Annotated in this window: 15 protein-coding genes, 1 tRNA gene and 3 pseudogenes; 9 read left to right on the forward strand and 10 right to left on the reverse strand. The window is 63.2% G+C overall.

Annotated features, from left to right (window positions below; all coding sequences use genetic code 11):
• Together ACK6AU_RS29115 and ACK6AU_RS29120 are read left to right on the forward strand one after the other, a co-directional pair.
• The coding region (locus ACK6AU_RS29115) for an acyloxyacyl hydrolase (protein ID WP_409303077.1) at nt 1-293 on the forward strand (293 nt) is incomplete at its 5' end.
• A 572-nt stretch (nt 294-865) separates the two neighbouring features.
• Nucleotides 866-1,202: pseudogene (locus tag ACK6AU_RS29120) on the forward strand (hypothetical protein).
• Between the two features lie 19 nt (nt 1,203-1,221).
• Here the strand turns inward: ACK6AU_RS29120 and ACK6AU_RS29125 are convergent.
• Nucleotides 1,222-1,752: a GNAT family N-acetyltransferase gene (locus ACK6AU_RS29125; protein WP_409303079.1), complete on the reverse strand. Its 531-nt coding sequence runs from the start codon at nt 1,750-1,752 to the stop codon at nt 1,222-1,224.
• A gap of 391 nt (nt 1,753-2,143) precedes the next feature.
• Here ACK6AU_RS29125 and ACK6AU_RS29130 point away from each other — a divergent pair.
• Nucleotides 2,144-2,239 (forward strand): annotated as a pseudogene (locus ACK6AU_RS29130) (structural protein P5); the annotation flags it as partial.
• A gap of 129 nt (nt 2,240-2,368) precedes the next feature.
• Nucleotides 2,369-2,609, forward strand: a pseudogene (locus tag ACK6AU_RS29135) (hypothetical protein).
• Between the two features lie 210 nt (nt 2,610-2,819).
• Here ACK6AU_RS29135 and ACK6AU_RS29140 read toward each other — a convergent pair.
• Nucleotides 2,820-2,906, reverse strand: a tRNA-Leu gene (locus ACK6AU_RS29140).
• A 197-nt stretch (nt 2,907-3,103) separates the two neighbouring features.
• The gene (locus ACK6AU_RS29145) at nt 3,104-4,039 is read right to left on the reverse strand and encodes a hypothetical protein (protein ID WP_185699404.1); all 936 of its coding nucleotides are present in this window, start codon (nt 4,037-4,039) and stop codon (nt 3,104-3,106) included.
• A 187-nt stretch (nt 4,040-4,226) separates the two neighbouring features.
• On the opposite strand from ACK6AU_RS29145, the gene ACK6AU_RS29150 reads away from it, so the two are divergent.
• From ACK6AU_RS29150 to ACK6AU_RS29170, 5 genes are all read left to right on the forward strand, one after another.
• Nucleotides 4,227-4,676 carry a hypothetical protein gene (locus ACK6AU_RS29150; RefSeq protein ID WP_260497986.1) on the forward strand — a complete coding sequence of 150 codons (450 nt, stop codon included), beginning with the start codon at nt 4,227-4,229 and terminating at the stop codon, nt 4,674-4,676.
• A 6-nt stretch (nt 4,677-4,682) separates the two neighbouring features.
• Complete coding sequence (locus ACK6AU_RS29155) at nt 4,683-5,459, forward strand: APH(3') family aminoglycoside O-phosphotransferase (protein ID WP_409303082.1); 777 nt, start codon at nt 4,683-4,685, stop codon at nt 5,457-5,459.
• 74 nt (nt 5,460-5,533) lie between these two features.
• Nucleotides 5,534-5,920, forward strand: a complete 387-nt coding sequence (locus ACK6AU_RS29160; protein WP_185699402.1) for an MliC family protein — start codon at nt 5,534-5,536, stop codon at nt 5,918-5,920.
• A 221-nt stretch (nt 5,921-6,141) separates the two neighbouring features.
• Nucleotides 6,142-6,300, forward strand: coding sequence for a hypothetical protein (locus ACK6AU_RS29165; RefSeq protein ID WP_185699401.1), 159 nt, complete (start codon nt 6,142-6,144; stop codon nt 6,298-6,300).
• 119 nt (nt 6,301-6,419) lie between these two features.
• Nucleotides 6,420-6,740 (forward strand): YbjQ family protein, encoded by a 321-nt coding sequence (locus ACK6AU_RS29170; protein WP_185699400.1) that lies wholly within the window; start codon nt 6,420-6,422, stop codon nt 6,738-6,740.
• A gap of 21 nt (nt 6,741-6,761) precedes the next feature.
• On the opposite strand, the gene ACK6AU_RS29175 is transcribed toward ACK6AU_RS29170, so the two are convergent.
• From ACK6AU_RS29175 to ACK6AU_RS29205, 7 genes are all read right to left on the reverse strand, one after another.
• Complete coding sequence (locus ACK6AU_RS29175) at nt 6,762-7,154, reverse strand: VOC family protein (protein WP_185699399.1); 393 nt, start codon at nt 7,152-7,154, stop codon at nt 6,762-6,764.
• Between the two features lie 77 nt (nt 7,155-7,231).
• A complete protein-coding gene (locus ACK6AU_RS29180; RefSeq protein ID WP_409303085.1) occupies nt 7,232-8,872 on the reverse strand; it encodes an ABC-F family ATP-binding cassette domain-containing protein in 1,641 nt (546 codons plus the stop codon).
• A gap of 175 nt (nt 8,873-9,047) precedes the next feature.
• Nucleotides 9,048-10,085 (reverse strand): DNA topoisomerase IB, encoded by a 1,038-nt coding sequence (locus tag ACK6AU_RS29185; protein ID WP_409303087.1) that lies wholly within the window; start codon nt 10,083-10,085, stop codon nt 9,048-9,050.
• Between the two features lie 230 nt (nt 10,086-10,315).
• A complete protein-coding gene (gene modC / locus ACK6AU_RS29190; protein ID WP_409303089.1) occupies nt 10,316-11,398 on the reverse strand; it encodes a molybdenum ABC transporter ATP-binding protein in 1,083 nt (360 codons plus the stop codon).
• 4 nt (nt 11,399-11,402) lie between these two features.
• Nucleotides 11,403-12,083 (reverse strand): molybdate ABC transporter permease subunit, encoded by a 681-nt coding sequence (gene modB / locus ACK6AU_RS29195; protein ID WP_409303091.1) that lies wholly within the window; start codon nt 12,081-12,083, stop codon nt 11,403-11,405.
• Nucleotides 12,084-12,851, reverse strand: coding sequence for a molybdate ABC transporter substrate-binding protein (gene modA / locus ACK6AU_RS29200; protein ID WP_409303093.1), 768 nt, complete (start codon nt 12,849-12,851; stop codon nt 12,084-12,086).
• A 177-nt stretch (nt 12,852-13,028) separates the two neighbouring features.
• Nucleotides 13,029-14,093, reverse strand: a complete 1,065-nt coding sequence (locus ACK6AU_RS29205; protein ID WP_185699393.1) for a nitronate monooxygenase family protein — start codon at nt 14,091-14,093, stop codon at nt 13,029-13,031.
• Between the last annotated feature and the right edge of the window lie 270 nt (nt 14,094-14,363).

Consider the following 14,363-nt stretch of genomic DNA (forward strand, 5'->3'; position numbering starts at 1 on the left):
CCGGTGGCGCGCACTCGCTGTCTTTCGCTCCGGTGTTCGTCTACGAGTTCGGTAGCGGCAACGTGAAACCATTCGTTGAGGCAGGTATTGGGGTAGCGGTGTTCTCCGGAACCTCCGCAGGTGACCAAGAGTTCGGTTCGGCGTTTAACTTCGAAGACCGCATCGGTGCTGGCCTGAAGATCGGCGAGACTCAGAAGGTCGGCATTCGTGCCATTCACTACTCCAACGCTGGCATCAAGCAGCCTAACGACGGGATCGAGTCGTACTCGCTGTTCTACAGCCATCAGATCTGAAATAGCAATTTCCCAAAATACCCGCCTTGTGCGGGTATTTTGTTTCTGTAGCGTCAACCATCCGGCCCGATTTGGCCTAAGTGCAGATGATTGGATGCGCGGTAGGAAGGGCTAGAATCAATACTGTTTTTATATGCAGTATTTTATTGGGATAGTGATTTCACTTCTCGTGTTCAAGGCAGTGAAGCCAGCTTGCTGCTGGTGCCGGACTTTTGGATCGAGTGAAAGCCCTGAGCTTCGAGCAATCGCCTTTAAGCGACATGAAAGCGGAATTCTCCGCGAACAATCATTCGACTCAACAGGTGCAAAATGACTGTACGTAACTTAGGTAAGAAATTCAAAAATCTCAGCGCCAACCTTCAAAACCTTCCCTGGGCATTAATCGCACCTAGTGACAATCCAAACGGTCTTATTCTGCGATCACTTCGTGCTACCGAGCACTTTAGTTATCAGCGCTATTCAGCCTCCCGTCAGCGCCAGAGAGACGGATTATCTGATCATCCCTGAGAGCCGACGGGATTACTGAGTAAGCCGCCATTGGTGCGGGGCTCTGCATAGGTGCAGGGTGGCACATGATCCTGGAGCACGTTGCAACGTGGTCGGCTGGACTGATTGCGCTATAGGCGACCTGGTGCTGCTTGAGCAGGAAGGTCCGTGAGGGGGGGGCTGGGGAAGATGATCTACGCGACTATCGCGCTGAGCGGGTACGCGCTTCTGGTGCGCAACGACAGACTGATCATGTCCCAGTGGGTGGCGGAGGCGAACTTTTACGCCTCCCTGGCCCTGGCCGGCGTTCGGCACATATTCATAGTCACGTACTGGCAGCGAGGGCTGTGCAGGACACTGAACTGCGAGCACTGCCTTAGTTGTGATAAAGCAGTGGGTGGAATTGATCGCAGAGGCAAGTAGCGCGCTATAAACCTTTGCATCACTCAGAGTGACTTGGCTTCTCTATCTTGTACAGGAGGTACTCTTGAGTGCGATCGATGAGCTGCCTGGTAGCGCGATGGGAGAGGCGGCCCCCGATTTTCTCCATGGCTCGCTGAGACCGGATGTTCTGACTATCAACGTGAAACCAAACGGTATCCACCAGCTGAAAGGCGTAAGTCAGCATCAAGTCCTTCAGCTCTTTGTTGGTTCCTCCGCCCCATTTGGCACGCGCTAGGAAGGTGTACCCGATAGCTACTTCTCGTTTCCCTTCGTCGAATTCGTAGTATCGGGAAGAGCCAATCACCTGATTATTGCTGCGATCGAGAACGACGAGCGCGCATTGTGAAGCAAGTGCTTCCTTGAACCACTCGCGGAAAACAGATTCCTGATAGCGCATTGGGCTTGGATGCTGAGCCCAGACCAGGGGATCAGATGCGACGCTGTATAGCGAATCGAAGTCAGTGGCCTCTAGCGGGCGCAGTTCTAGCGACTCGCCCACAATTGACTGTGGAATTGGTAGCGATTGCATCATTTTTCCTTTGGGTTGGATGATTGTCGCCCCTTTCCGCCATCATCAGGCCGTAGGGCATGAAAGTAGGTGTGCCGCAGGTAAGTGCGGCACGGATGGATCATTCGATTTTAAGTGCTGCTTGAATCTGGTCGGCATAAGTCGAGAGCTGCTCGGACTCATAGCTGATTGAGCCCGGTTGATCCGCTGGACGCAAGGCCCGCTATGACTTCGAGGGCAGCCGCAACTGCGTGAGGTCGTGATACGGCTGGTGAGTCGGAAAACTTGCCTGCGTAAGAACACTATCAATAAGCGAAGCTATATTGCTTTCCTTGTGTTGAGTTGATCCTCGTCGAGCTTCGAGAAGCAAGGTCGCAGAGTCTTGGGGCAGGCTGAGCAGGTAGCAACGAGAGACACCCAGGCCTACGCCTCGGCCGTGGCCAAGCGCATCGGCGGGCGCACCACCGACCCGATCGATATCAAGGACCCGGCCACGCTGAAGGGGATGCAGCAGGAGTGCATCGGCGGCGATCAGTGCGCTGCCTCGGCATTCAACATCGATCAGAGCTTGGGTTACGACCAGTTTCAAGGCGGGCCTACCCGGCCTCCAGGGTGGACCTGCAGGAGTAGCGGGAAAGTGCAGGTGCTGCTGGCCTGCCTACTTCTGGCAGCCTGCGCAGGCCATCGAGAGCCCGAGGTGCGCGCCGTGCGTGTCGAGATGCCGATTCAGGTGCCGTGTCGCACTCCGGAGGTCGCTGGCTGCCGGTCTGCGCAAGACCGACAGCCTGGAGGTAAAGGTGCGCGCGCTGCTGGCCGAGCGCCGTCAGCGGATCGGGTATGAGGCGGAACTCAATGCAGCTTCGAGCGCCTGCCGATAGCCCAAACTCCCTCCTATTTCTTGGCTGCAAAGATATCGGGAACCTGACTAGCACTTCTTCGCGTCGAGGCGACGAGGTGTATAGGGGAGGGGGGCTGGTGTTCGGTCGGCAGGACGCCGGAGAAATGAGAATTGCGGAGCACGATTTAAAATTGCGGAACAAAAACGACAAGGGCCTGCATGATGAACTCACACAAGCCCTTGATTTATATGGTGCCCGAAGCCGGAATCGAACCGGCACGCCCTTACGAGCGGGGGATTTTAAGTCCCATGCGTCTACCAGTTTCGCCATTCGGGCGGTAGCGCGATAACGCGGCACTGGGGTCTTGAGTTGGCATTGCGCCAGCCAGTGCTTGAAACAGGGTGTGGAATATATACATCCACTCCTTGTGAAGCAAGGTCGAAACCGCCAAAAAGGCTTCTCCCGTCGCTTTGGATTCACGAAAAAAACCGCGATAAATCATGGGGCTACGCTTGTTTGCGACGGGTTTGGCTTCAGCGCTGTCCCGGGTCTGGCTGCACCAGGTGCCGCCAGGGAAATACCTCCCGGGCGAAATGACTCACATAGCCGCCTGTCGTGGCCTGGATCACCATGAACTGCAAATTGGCTCGCATCTGTTGCAAGGCTTGCAGTTGCGCAAGGCTCAAGCAGGTATTGCGCAGCCGCAGTACCCGTAGCGAGTCCATGGCGGGGCTGGCGAACAGCTTTTCATAGCTGGAAAACGCGGTGACGACACCCGCCTCGCGTCGCGGTGCCCAGGTCTGCTGCAGCTCGCTGGATTCGCTGAAGTCCAGGGTGGATAAGCCCGGCAAGTTGTTCGCTGCGGCCAGGTTGTCGATGAAACCCTGGGTGTCGGAGCCAGCGCCAATGCGCAGCAGCTCCAGGTGTGGCAGGTCCACCTGGAAGAAATCGCCATTGGGAGCATTGGGCAAGGTCAGTTCGCTGAGGTAGGGCGCCTTGGCGACGAAGCGGGCGATCTCTCCGGCTTCTTCCATCATGCTGCCGGCCTTTTGCACCAGCGAGGTGTTGTGGTGCTCGGGGGCGGTGGGGCTGATCGCCAGGGACCTGAGCTGGGTAAAGGTCACGGCGCTGTCCAGCAACGGGGTGAACTCCCATTCGCGGGTGCCGTTGGCGCCGGCGTCGAGACCGCAGAACAGCAGCGAGCTGATGACGCTGGCCACGGGTTGCTCGGCCAGGCACTCCAGGGTCCAGGCCAGGGGCTCATCCCACAGCTCGCCATGGAACTCCACATGCAAGCCACCACGCATGGGCGCCAGGGCCAGGTAGTTGTAGTCGCTGGTCCACAGCGGCGTGCTGAAGTCATCGGGATCGTCGTCGCGCTCGGCGGCCTGCTCTTGAGTGAACTGATGAATGCGCTGCTGCAGCGCCAGTAGCCGCTGGTAGCCGGGAGAGGACAGGGGATCGGACATCGGGCAAATCCACGGGTGAGGGGAGGGGCAGGCCGTTCAAGGCGGGCCGATGATAACAAACCCGCAGGGCGTCGCAGGCGGGGCGTTCGGTACAGTTTTCCAACAAGTAGAGCCTGTCGCCGGGCTGCCACGCAGGCTAGGATCGGCCCGCAAACCATACTTGGATCATTCGGGGCGGAGGCGGAACATGTCACAAACACCACTGCCGCTGGCGGCATCGACGGGCCTGGGCGCCAGGGCAATCACCCTGGCCGACGAAACCGTGCTACAGCGCTTCTTGTCGCCAACCCGGGCTACTTCCATCTGGTGCATGGTTGTGCGCCGCAGCCGGACGAAGCCCGCAACGAGATCCAGGACAGCCTGCCCGAGGGCTGGAGTTTTACCCGCAAATGGCAGAACGGTTATTTCGATTGCCAGCCTGGTCAGCGATCTGCTGGCCCAGGGCTTCTGGAGGCGAGGCGGCTACGCCCAGGTGCGAACCCGGGACGATATCGAGCTGGGTCTGTTGCGCCATCAGGTGTCGAGCATGCTCAAGTCGCTGGCGCCGAGCGATCTTACCGATGACCTGAAGCTAATGCCCCATGACCGGAACGGCTCCATGGCGCCATCCAAGTCCGGGCCTGTACTAGATGAGTAAGCCGCCATGTCGATGAAACTGCCAGCCAGCATTGCCCGCTTCATCGGCGATGCTCCACTGGTGCCCGATACCGTGGGCGAGTCGCCCTGCCGGGTGCAGCGCTTTCGTCGTGCGGGGGAAGTGTTCTTCCTCAAGTCGTCACCGGCGATCTTCGCACCCACCACCTACAGCGTATTGCGCGAGGCCCGGGTCCTGGACTGGCTGGCCGGACGCCTGAAGGTCCCCGAACTGGTGCTGGTGGCGCAGGACCATGGGCATGAGTTCATGATCACCCGCCAAGTGCCTGGAGTGCCGCTGTCCGAGCGGCTCGGCGAGCCGCGGGTGGGGTTGGCGCTGTTCGAGCTGGCATTACGCCAGGTGCAGGCGGTGCCAGTGGCGGATTGTCCATTGGATTCGGGGATCGCGGTGCGCCTCGCGGAGCTGGACTATCTGCTGGCCAACGGGCTATGCGCCGTGGAGTATGACCTCGGGCAATGGCCAGGGTTGGCCAGCGCCGAAGACTTGCGGGAGCGTTTGCATGGCAACAGGCCCCGGGAAGAGCGGCTGTTCTCCCATGGCGACCTGGGCGACAGCAATGTCTTCGTCGATCGGCGCGATGAACTGCATTTCATCGATCTCGGGCGCGGCGGCCTGGCCGATCCTTGGCTGGATATCGCCTTCGTCCACCGTGACCTGCGCGAACAGCTCGGTCCGGAGCTTGCCGATGAGTTCCTGGCCGGCCTGCCGATGCCCGACCAGCCTGCGCGGCGTGAATACTTCGAACAGCTGGATGAGCTGTTCTAGGGCGGTCGATGGGCTGAACTAACAATGGTCCCGCCAGTCCCATGGGACGTCTTTATCTGTCTGGGGGAAACACCATGCAACACCGTCTTGCACCGCTCTGCGCCGCAGTCCTGGCTTCGATCCTGCCGGTGCTGGCCTACGCCGCGCAGCCACAGGTTGCAGAGCCTTCTTATCAGAGCCAGGTGGCACGCTACCAATGTGAAGGCAAGGTGCGTATCGATGCGGCCTACCTGAATATCGATAACGGCACGTCCTTCGCCACTCTCTACTACAAGGACCAACTGATTCCGATGCACATGGCGCGCTCGGCCTCCGGGGCCCTGTATGTGGCGGACGACGAACAGAACAGCTTCCGCTGGCATACCAAGGGCAAGGGGGCCGTGCTGTCGTTCCTGGAGGCCGACCACACCGCCACGGAGCAGGTCTTGCTCAAGGATTGCCAGGAGCAGGTCTCTCAATAAGGGCTTCGCTTGAGGCAAAAAAATGCCCGCGGGAGAGCGCGGGCCAATACCTTAGTTGCTTGAATGAGCGAGGCGACTATACCGAGACTGGAGCGGGGCCTGGATGAAAGAAGTTTCATCCAGGCCCCGGTTCGTATTTGGTCGGCAAATAGCGGGTTGCAGCGGTAACTGTTCTAACCTCACGAAGCGAAGCACAAATCCCTTCAGGAAGAGAGGTGGGCATGGCACTGCAACAGCAACGCCCCGGCGAGCATGAACGCAACGAAGCAGCGGAGGAGCCTGAAGTCGAGCACCGGGAGCCGCCTCCGCAGACCTGGAAGCACCCGGACGACGGCAAGAGCCTGTCGGAACTGGATGAAGAACGTCCCTTGAAGCCCTGACTCCACGCCCCGCCATCGAGCGGGGCGTTGGTTCATGGTGCCGGTCGCCTGCTCTGGTACCATCGCGGCGTCGCCGTCCCGGGGTATCGGGACGGGTTGTTCGTCCAAGGGAGAAAACCATGATCGTCACCACCACCGCCCAGATCGAAGGCCGCGAGATCGCCGCTTACCTGGATATCGTCAGTTCGGAGTCTGTCCAGGGCATCAACGTGGTCCGCGATCTGTTCGCCGGCATGCGCGATTTCTTCGGTGGGCGTTCCCAGACCCTCGAGCGCGCCTTGCGCGAGGCCCGGGTCCAGGCCACCGACGAGATCAAGGATCGCGCGCGCCGGCTCGATGCCGATGCCGTGGTCGGCCTGGACTTCGAGATCAGCATGCCTTCAGGACGCGGCGGCATGGTGGTGGTCTTCGCCACCGGCACCGCGGTCAAGCTCAAGTAACCGGCGGCGCGCCGCCCAGGCTCAAGCCCCGATCGGGGTGCACAATTCCACCAGGGTGCCATCCGGACAACGGACGTAGGACACCGTCTGTCCCCACGGCTTGGTGGTGGGCGCGGCCAGTTCCCGCGCGCCGTGTTCCAGGGCCCTGGCATGGGCCGCCTGGACGTCCTCGGTGACTAGGCCCAGCTCCATGCCCAGGGGCTGCCGTGAACTGTGGGCGGCGACGTGGCCGTCCTTGAAGTTCATCTGCGCCAGCTGGTGGTCGGCGAAGGCCAGGGCGGTGCTGCCGGTCTCCAGCTCCCCGTAGGTGCCGGACTCGTGGAGGAAGCGGCGCTTGAAGCCGAAGGCCTGCTCGAAGAACCGCAAGGAGTCTTCCACGTGCGGGACATAGATGATGGTGTAGCCGAACTGCATGGGTTGACGCTCCCTGTCATTGGATGAGAAGGCGCGAATCTAGCACGAAGTCGCGCCAATGCCTGCACGGCGTGAGCTCATGGCCGGTGCTCCTCGAGCTGCCAGCCCCGGGCCGACCATTGCAGGGTATGGGTAACGGCCAGGGCCTGGAGAAAGTCCTGGTCATGAGAGGCCACCACCATGGCCCCGGGAAAATCCCGCAGGGCCCGCTCGAAGGCTTGCACCGACTCCAGGTCCAGGTGGTTGGTCGGTTCGTCGAGCAACAGCAGGCGTGCCGGGTTGCCATTCCACAGCGCCAGCGCCAGCGCGGCTTTCAAGCGTTCTCCGCCGCTGAGCAGGGCGCAGGGTTGCCGTACCCGCTGGGCATCCAGTTGCAGCCGTGCCAGGCGGGTGCGCAGGGCGCTTTCCTCAAGGGGCTGAGCGACGCTGGCCAACTGCTCGAGCAGGGAACTCCCGGGATCAAGCTGTGCCAGGTGCTGGTCCAGGTAGGCGCTGGTCACCGCCACCCGGCATTCGCCGCTCAAGGGCTGCAGCTGACCGGCGAGCATCTTCAGCAAGGTGGATTTGCCGCAGCCATTGGGGCCGACCAGAGCGATGCGTGCCGGCCCGTCGACATGGCAGGTCAGGTAGGACGATGGCGCGCGGCTATCCAGCCAGGGCAACTGCGCCTGTTGCAGGTTGAACAGGTTCTGGCCCGCCGGCAGGGTGGTGGCGGGCAGGGTCAGCAGCGTCGGCTGTTCCGGGCCGACGCGGGCAAAGGCCTCGCGTACCTGGGCGTCCAGGTTGTCCTTGTGCCCTTGGTGGGTGTGGCGCACCTTGCCCATGATGTCCCGGGCGGCGCCGAGCATCTTGGCCCGTTCGAAACCCGAGACATTGGCGGTCTTGGCGTACCGACGCGATGCCGCGGCGTGGCGCTGGATGGTGTCGTGCTCCCGTTGCAGGCGCTTGTGCTCGCGACTGCGCTGGGTCCGCGCATGTTCCAGGGCCGCCTGAGCCGCCTCTTGCCGCGCCTCGCGCTGGGCCTGGAACAGCTGGTAGTTGCCGCCGTAGACCTGCACCCCGTGGGGGCTGAGCTCGACGATACGTTGCACCTGCATCAGCAACTGGCGGTCGTGGCTGACCAGGATCAGCCCGCCGTGCCACTGCTGCAATTGCTCGCTGAGCCAGCGTCGGCCGCTGCGATCCAGATGGTTGCTGGGCTCGTCGAGCAACAGCAACTCGGCGGCGCTGAGCAGGGCACCGACCAGCACCACCCGGGTCAATTGCCCACCGCTGAGGGTCGCTGCCGGATCGTCCGGCGCTACCTCTGGCAGGCCGGCGGCGTCCAGGGCTTGGCGCAGGCGTTCGGCCAGGTCCCAGCGTCCGTCCACCTGCTGCAGGTCTTCCAGGCTGGCGGTGCCGGCCGCCAAGCGTTCCAGGGCGCCCAGGGCCTCGGCGAGCCCGGCGACCTGGGCCACGCTCTGTCCCGGTTCGGGCCGTGGGTCCTGGGGCACGTAGGCCAGGCGGGCATTGCGCTGGAGGCTGCCGGAAGTGGGTTGCAATTGACCGGCGATCAAGCGCAGCAGCAGGGATTTGCCCATGCCGTTACGCCCGACGATGGCCGTTGGCTGGCGATCGAGCGTCAGGCTCAGGGTATCGAGCAGGGTTTCGCCATTGGCGAATTGGTAAGTCAGCTGGTTCAGGCAAACCAGTGCGGGCAGCCGGGTGACGTGAGTCATCAGCACCTCCGGAAAATGCGCAAACAGGCCAACGAGCCTGGAAGGGCTCGTCGCGGATACTTTTCTGGAAGGCTTAGTTGTTCACGTCGGCAATCGTCCTTGGACGGGTAGGAAGGTGCATAGCCTAGCGCCGGAATCTTCCGACGGCCAAGCCGCAAATGTATGGGTTTTGTATTCAAGCCGGCGGCTTGGGCTGAGTAAGGTCCTGGAGAAAGCGTGCCAGGGCGGCTTCTTCGGCTTTCAGCCACTGGCGTTTGCGCGAGCGTGGCAAGCGGGCCAGCTCACCCTGGGCAAAGCCCTCCAGCAACGCCGGATGGATGTAGCACTTGCGGCAGACCGCCGGGGTATTGCCCAGTTCGCGGGCCACTTGCTTGACGGTGGCCACCAGGTGTTTCTTGGCCTCCGAGTCCGGCTGCCATGGCTGGCACCGCAGCAGCGCCAGGGCCAGCGCGCTACCGGCCCAGGTGCGGTAGTCCTTGGCGGTGAAGCTCATCCCGGTCAGTCGCTGCAGGTGCAGGTTGATATCCGACGAGCTCACCGAGTGCCGCTGGCCGTCTTCGTCCAGGTACTGGAACAGCTGCTGGCCGGGCAATTCCCGGCAGCGCTTGACCACCCGGGCCAGGCGCGGGTCCCGGACCGTGATCTGGTGCTCGACGCCACTCTTGCCACGAAACTGGAAGTGAATGGCGTTGCCGTTGACCTGGACGTGGCGGTTACGCAGGGTGGTCAGCCCGTAGGAGCGGTTGTCCCTGGCGTACTGGCTGTTGCCGACCCGGATCAGGCTTTCATCGAGCAAGGTGATGACCGTGGCCAGGACCTTGTCGCGGCTGAACCCGGGACTGGCCAGTTGCGCCTGCAGCTGGCGGCGCAGCCGGGGCAGGGCATTGCCGAACTGCAGTAGCCGGGAGTATTTGTCGCTGTCGCGCACCTCACGCCAGCGTGGGTGGTAGCGATACTGCTTGCGCCCGCGGGCGTCACGTCCGGTGGCTTGCAAATGCCCCTTGGGATCGGCGCAGATCCATACCTGGGTGTAGGCCGGTGGGATCGCCAGGGCATGGATTCGCTGGATTTCGGTCGTATCGGTGATGCGTTGGCCCTGGGCCTGGTAGTAGACGAACTTGCCGCGCAGCTTGCGCCGGCTGATTCCCGGCTGGCGGTCGTCGGTGTAGTGCAGGTCTGGGGGCAGGTCGGGAGTGTCCGGGGTGGCGGGCATGGCAGCGAATCCTTGGCAAGCGGCGGGCCGATAGGGAATGGACCGCGCTGTCGCCCCGGGGTGCCGGATTTCTAACAGGCCGTTGAAAAACGTAGGCGAGGCAGCCAGCGCAAGGCGCAAACAGGCGAAAAAGCGCAGTTTACAAGTGGTAAATGAGCATTTTGACCGGGCTGGCGCACCACAACGCAGCGATGGCAAAGCAGGTAGTTTTTCAACGGTCTGCTAAGCCCCTATGCCAGGACCGCCACTGCCTTGATCTGGGCCCAGAGCCGTTGCCCGGGATGCAGCTTGAGCTGGTCCCGGGAGAAGCGGGTGATACGCGCGAGCAAGGGCGTGCCCATGGCATCCAGGCGTACCAGCACATGGGCGGTGTTGTCGGCCGGGATTTCCTCGCTGACGGTGACCGGCAGGCGATTGAGGATGCTGCTGTGCTCGCTGGCCTGCAGGCTCAGGCTGACGTCCCGGGCCTGGACCTTGAAGCGCAGGCTCCGGCCCGGGGCGACGGGCTCATGGGCCACGCGCACCAGCAGCTCGCTGCCGGGCAGTTGCAAGCTCAGCAGCTGGTAGGTCGGGTCGTAGGCGCTGACCTGGCCCCGGACCACCACGCCGGCGTCGTCGCCCAGGGCCAGGGGCAGGTCCAGGCGCGCCAGGGTGTCGCCCACTGGGCCGCTGGCCAGGGCCCGGCCTTCGCTGAGCAGGACGATATGATCGGCCAGGCGCGCCACTTCATCCTGGGAATGGCTGACGTAGAGCACCGGGATATCCAGCTCGTCATGCAGGCGTTCCAGGTAGGGCAGGATCTCGTTCTTGCGCTTGGAATCCAGGGCTGCCAGGGGTTCGTCCATCAGCAGCAACCGTGGGCTGGTGAGCAGGGCCCGGGCGATGCCGATGCGCTGGCGCTCACCACCGGACAGATGCTGCGGATGGCGTGGTAGCAGGTGGCCGATCCCCAGGAGTTCGGTGGCCTGGGTCATGTCGACCCGGCGCTGCTGCCTGGGAATACGGCGCAGGCCGAACTCCAGGTTGGCCTGCACCGACAGGTGGGGGAACAGGCTGGCTTCCTGGAACACGTAGCCCAGGGAGCGCTTGTGGGGCGGGACGAACAGCTTGCGCTGGCTGTCCTGCCAGAGTTCGTCGTTGATCTGGATACGCCCGCGCCCGGTTTTCTCCAGGCCGGCGATGCAGCGCAGGCAGGTGGTCTTGCCCGAGCCCGAATGGCCGAACAGCGCGGTCACCCCGCGCCCCGGCAATTGCAGGTCCAGATCCAGGGCGAAGGCGCCATAGCCCACTTGCAGTTGCAGTTGGATGCTCATGCCGTCAGCTCCAGCCTGCCCGGGGCCGGCGGCTGGAGTACAGGGCCAGCAGCACCAGGAACGAGAACACCAGCATGACCCCGGCCAGCCAGTGGGCCTGGGCGTATTCCATGGCCTCGACATGATCGTAGATCTGCACCGACACCACCCGGGTCTTCTCGGGGATGTTGCCGCCGATCATCAGCACCACGCCGAACTCGCCGACGGTATGGGCAAACCCGAGGATCGCGGCAGTGGTGAAGCCCGGCCGGGCCAGGGGCAGGATCACCGTGAAAAAGGTATCCCAGGGATTGGCGCGCAAGGTCGCGGCCACTTCCAGGGGCCGGCTGCCGATGGCCGAGAAGGCGTTTTGCAAAGGTTGCACCACGAAAGGCATGGAGTAGATCACCGAGCCCAGCACCAGGCCAGTGAAACTGAAGGTCAGGGTGCCCAGCCCGAGGGATTGGGTGAGCTGGCCGAAGAAACCGTTGGGCCCCAGGGCCAGCAGCAGGTAAAAGCCGATCACCGTGGGTGGCAGCACCAGCGGCAGGGCCACCACGGCGCCGATGGGACCGCGCAGCCAGGAGCGGGTGCGCGACAGCCACAGGGCAATCGGAGTGCCGACCACCAGCAGGATCAGGGTGGTCAGGGACGCCAGTTTCAGGGTCAGCCAGATCGCGGAGAAATCGGCACTCGAGAGGTTCATTTACAGCTGGTAGCCATAGGACTGGATGATCGCCGCGGCCTTCGGCCCCTTGAGGTAGTCCACCAGGGCCTTGGCCGCGGGGTTGTCCTTGCCCTTGTTGAGGATCACCGCATCCTGCTTGATCGGGTCATGCAGGTCGCCAGGCACGATCCACGCCGAGCCGCCGGTGACCTTGCCATCCTTGTAGATCTGCGACAGGGCGACGAAACCCAGTTCGGCGTTGCCGGTGGAAACGAATTGATAGGCCTGGGTGATGTTCTGGCCTTCGACGATCTTGCCCCTGACCTGGTCGGTCAGCCCCAGCTTGGCCAGCACCTGGGTCGCGGCCAGGCCGTAGGGTGCGGCCTTGGGGTTGGCGATGGACAGGTGCTGGTACTGGTTGTCCTTGAGCACCTGGCCCTTGCCGTCGACGTAACCATCCTTGGCCGACCACAGGGCCAGCGTGCCGACGGCGTAGGTGAAGCGCGAGCCCTTGACGATGTCGCCCTCGCTCTCGAGCTTCTGCGGGGTGCTGTCGTCGGCGGCGAGGAAGACCTCGAAGGGCGCGCCGTTCTTGATCTGGGTATAGAACTGCCCGGTGGCGCCATAGGCGGCTACCAGCTTGTGTCCGGTGTCTTTCTCGAAGTCGCTGGCGATGGCCTGGATCGGAGCGGTGAAGTTGGCGGCGACTGCCACCTGGACCTCGGCGGCCTGGGCCGAGCCGAAGGCGAACAGGGCAAGCAGGGTGGCGAGGCAAGTCGGGGCGAAACCTGGGGCGCGAAGGTTCATCGAACAGCTCCATTGGGGAAAAGGCAGCGCTGGGCAGTGGCGGACGGGAACGCCAGGGCTGCACCAGGGCGAGGAGAAATCGCTGTATAGCGGAATATATAGCGAATTGCCGGCGAACGGAACTGCGCCCCGGGCCCGTAAGGCGGTGGCCACGACCCCGGTCGCGGCCACCTGGCATCAATGCCTGCGCAATCGTGCCAGGGTCTGTTCGGCCAGGCGCAGGGTCAGCTCATAGGCCGGCAGCTCCACACCCAGGCGCAATGCCTGTCCGGACCAGAGGTTGGCGAACTCCGCCTCGCCCTTGGCCCGCAGCGGCAGCAGCGCGCCACCGGCTCGGGGAAACGCCGGGGCCAGTGGGCTGATCGGGCCGAGCTCGCGCATCACGCGGTTGACGATGCCCCGTGCCGGGCGGCCGGTGAACAGGTTGGTCAGCGCGGTCTGGCTTTCCTTGGCGGTGCGCAGCGCCTTGTGGTGGGAGGCGCTGACCTTGGCTTCCGGAGTGAACAGGTAGGCGGTGCCCAGTTGTACGGCCGAGGCGCCCAGCGCCAGTGCCGCGACGATGCCTCGGGCGTCACCGATGCCGCCGGCGGCGATCACCGGCACCTTCACGGCATCGACGATCTGCGGCACCAGGGCCATGGTGCCCACCTGGGTATCCAGACTGTCGCTGAGGAAGATCGCCCGGTGCCCACCGGCTTCGTAGCCCATGGCGATGATCGCGTCGCAACCCCGTGCCTCCAACCACAGGGCCTCGTCGACGGTAGTGGCCGAAGACAGGATCTTCGCGCCAGTGGCCTTGACCCGCGCCAGCAATGCCGGTTCCGGCAGGCCGAAATGGAAGCTCACGACCTCGGGCCGCAGTTCTTCCACCAACTGGCAGCTGGTCTCATCGAAGGGCGCACGGTCGCTGACCGGTGTCGGTGCGTCGAAGTCGACCCCCAGTTCGCGGTAGTAGGGTTCCAGGGCGTTCTTCCAGCGGCTTTCGCGTTCGTGGTCGACGGCCTGCACCTGGTGGCAGAAGAAGTTGAGATTCAACGGGTGGTGCGTGGCCGAACGAATCACCTGCACTTCCTGGCGGATCTGCTCGGGGCTGAGCATGGCGCAGGGTAGCGAGCCCAGGGCACCGGCGCGGGAGGCGCCGATCACCATGGCGGAACCGGCGGGGCCGGCCATGGGCGCTTGAATGATCGGCAGTTCGATTCCCAGCAGGTCCAGCAGGCGAGTATCGGTCCATGGGCTCATTTGAAGTGGTTCTCCAGCGGCGGATTCAGACGATGCTGCGGCGTTTTTTAGCAGGAGAAAGCGGCCCAAGGCCAGCTGTGTTTTACCCGGCTTGCATGAAAGCCCCGGTGGATCGGCGGTGGCAGGGGGTAACGGGGAGGCTGTCCTCGGGCGCTTCCAGGCGCCAGACTGCGCCGGGGTTTTTCACCCACCGTTTCTTTTAGGAAGGCCCCGGACGGGAGTAAAACTGCGGGGGGGTCTGCCTTTCAGGGTGGGGGGGTTGCCGGTGCG

This window comes from Pseudomonas sp. KCJK8993, from assembly GCF_046230915.1.
Classification (GTDB): domain Bacteria; phylum Pseudomonadota; class Gammaproteobacteria; order Pseudomonadales; family Pseudomonadaceae; genus Aquipseudomonas; species Aquipseudomonas piscis.

Coding starts and splice junctions, on each gene's coding strand:
- modA (WP_409303093.1), bottom strand. CDS start 12,851: ATGAACCTTCGCGCCCCAGGTTTCGCCCCGACTTGCCTCGCCACCCTG.
- ACK6AU_RS29180 (WP_409303085.1), bottom strand. CDS start 8,872: ATGACTCACGTCACCCGGCTGCCCGCACTGGTTTGCCTGAACCAGCTG.
- ACK6AU_RS29150 (WP_260497986.1), top strand. CDS start 4,227: ATGTCACAAACACCACTGCCGCTGGCGGCATCGACGGGCCTGGGCGCC.
- ACK6AU_RS29160 (WP_185699402.1), top strand. CDS start 5,534: ATGCAACACCGTCTTGCACCGCTCTGCGCCGCAGTCCTGGCTTCGATC.
- ACK6AU_RS29155 (WP_409303082.1), top strand. CDS start 4,683: ATGTCGATGAAACTGCCAGCCAGCATTGCCCGCTTCATCGGCGATGCT.
- ACK6AU_RS29165 (WP_185699401.1), top strand. CDS start 6,142: ATGGCACTGCAACAGCAACGCCCCGGCGAGCATGAACGCAACGAAGCA.
- ACK6AU_RS29205 (WP_185699393.1), bottom strand. CDS start 14,093: ATGAGCCCATGGACCGATACTCGCCTGCTGGACCTGCTGGGAATCGAA.
- ACK6AU_RS29185 (WP_409303087.1), bottom strand. CDS start 10,085: ATGCCCGCCACCCCGGACACTCCCGACCTGCCCCCAGACCTGCACTAC.
- ACK6AU_RS29145 (WP_185699404.1), bottom strand. CDS start 4,039: ATGTCCGATCCCCTGTCCTCTCCCGGCTACCAGCGGCTACTGGCGCTG.
- modB (WP_409303091.1), bottom strand. CDS start 12,083: ATGAACCTCTCGAGTGCCGATTTCTCCGCGATCTGGCTGACCCTGAAA.
- ACK6AU_RS29125 (WP_409303079.1), bottom strand. CDS start 1,752: ATGCAATCGCTACCAATTCCACAGTCAATTGTGGGCGAGTCGCTAGAA.
- ACK6AU_RS29170 (WP_185699400.1), top strand. CDS start 6,420: ATGATCGTCACCACCACCGCCCAGATCGAAGGCCGCGAGATCGCCGCT.
- modC (WP_409303089.1), bottom strand. CDS start 11,398: ATGAGCATCCAACTGCAACTGCAAGTGGGCTATGGCGCCTTCGCCCTG.
- ACK6AU_RS29175 (WP_185699399.1), bottom strand. CDS start 7,154: ATGCAGTTCGGCTACACCATCATCTATGTCCCGCACGTGGAAGACTCC.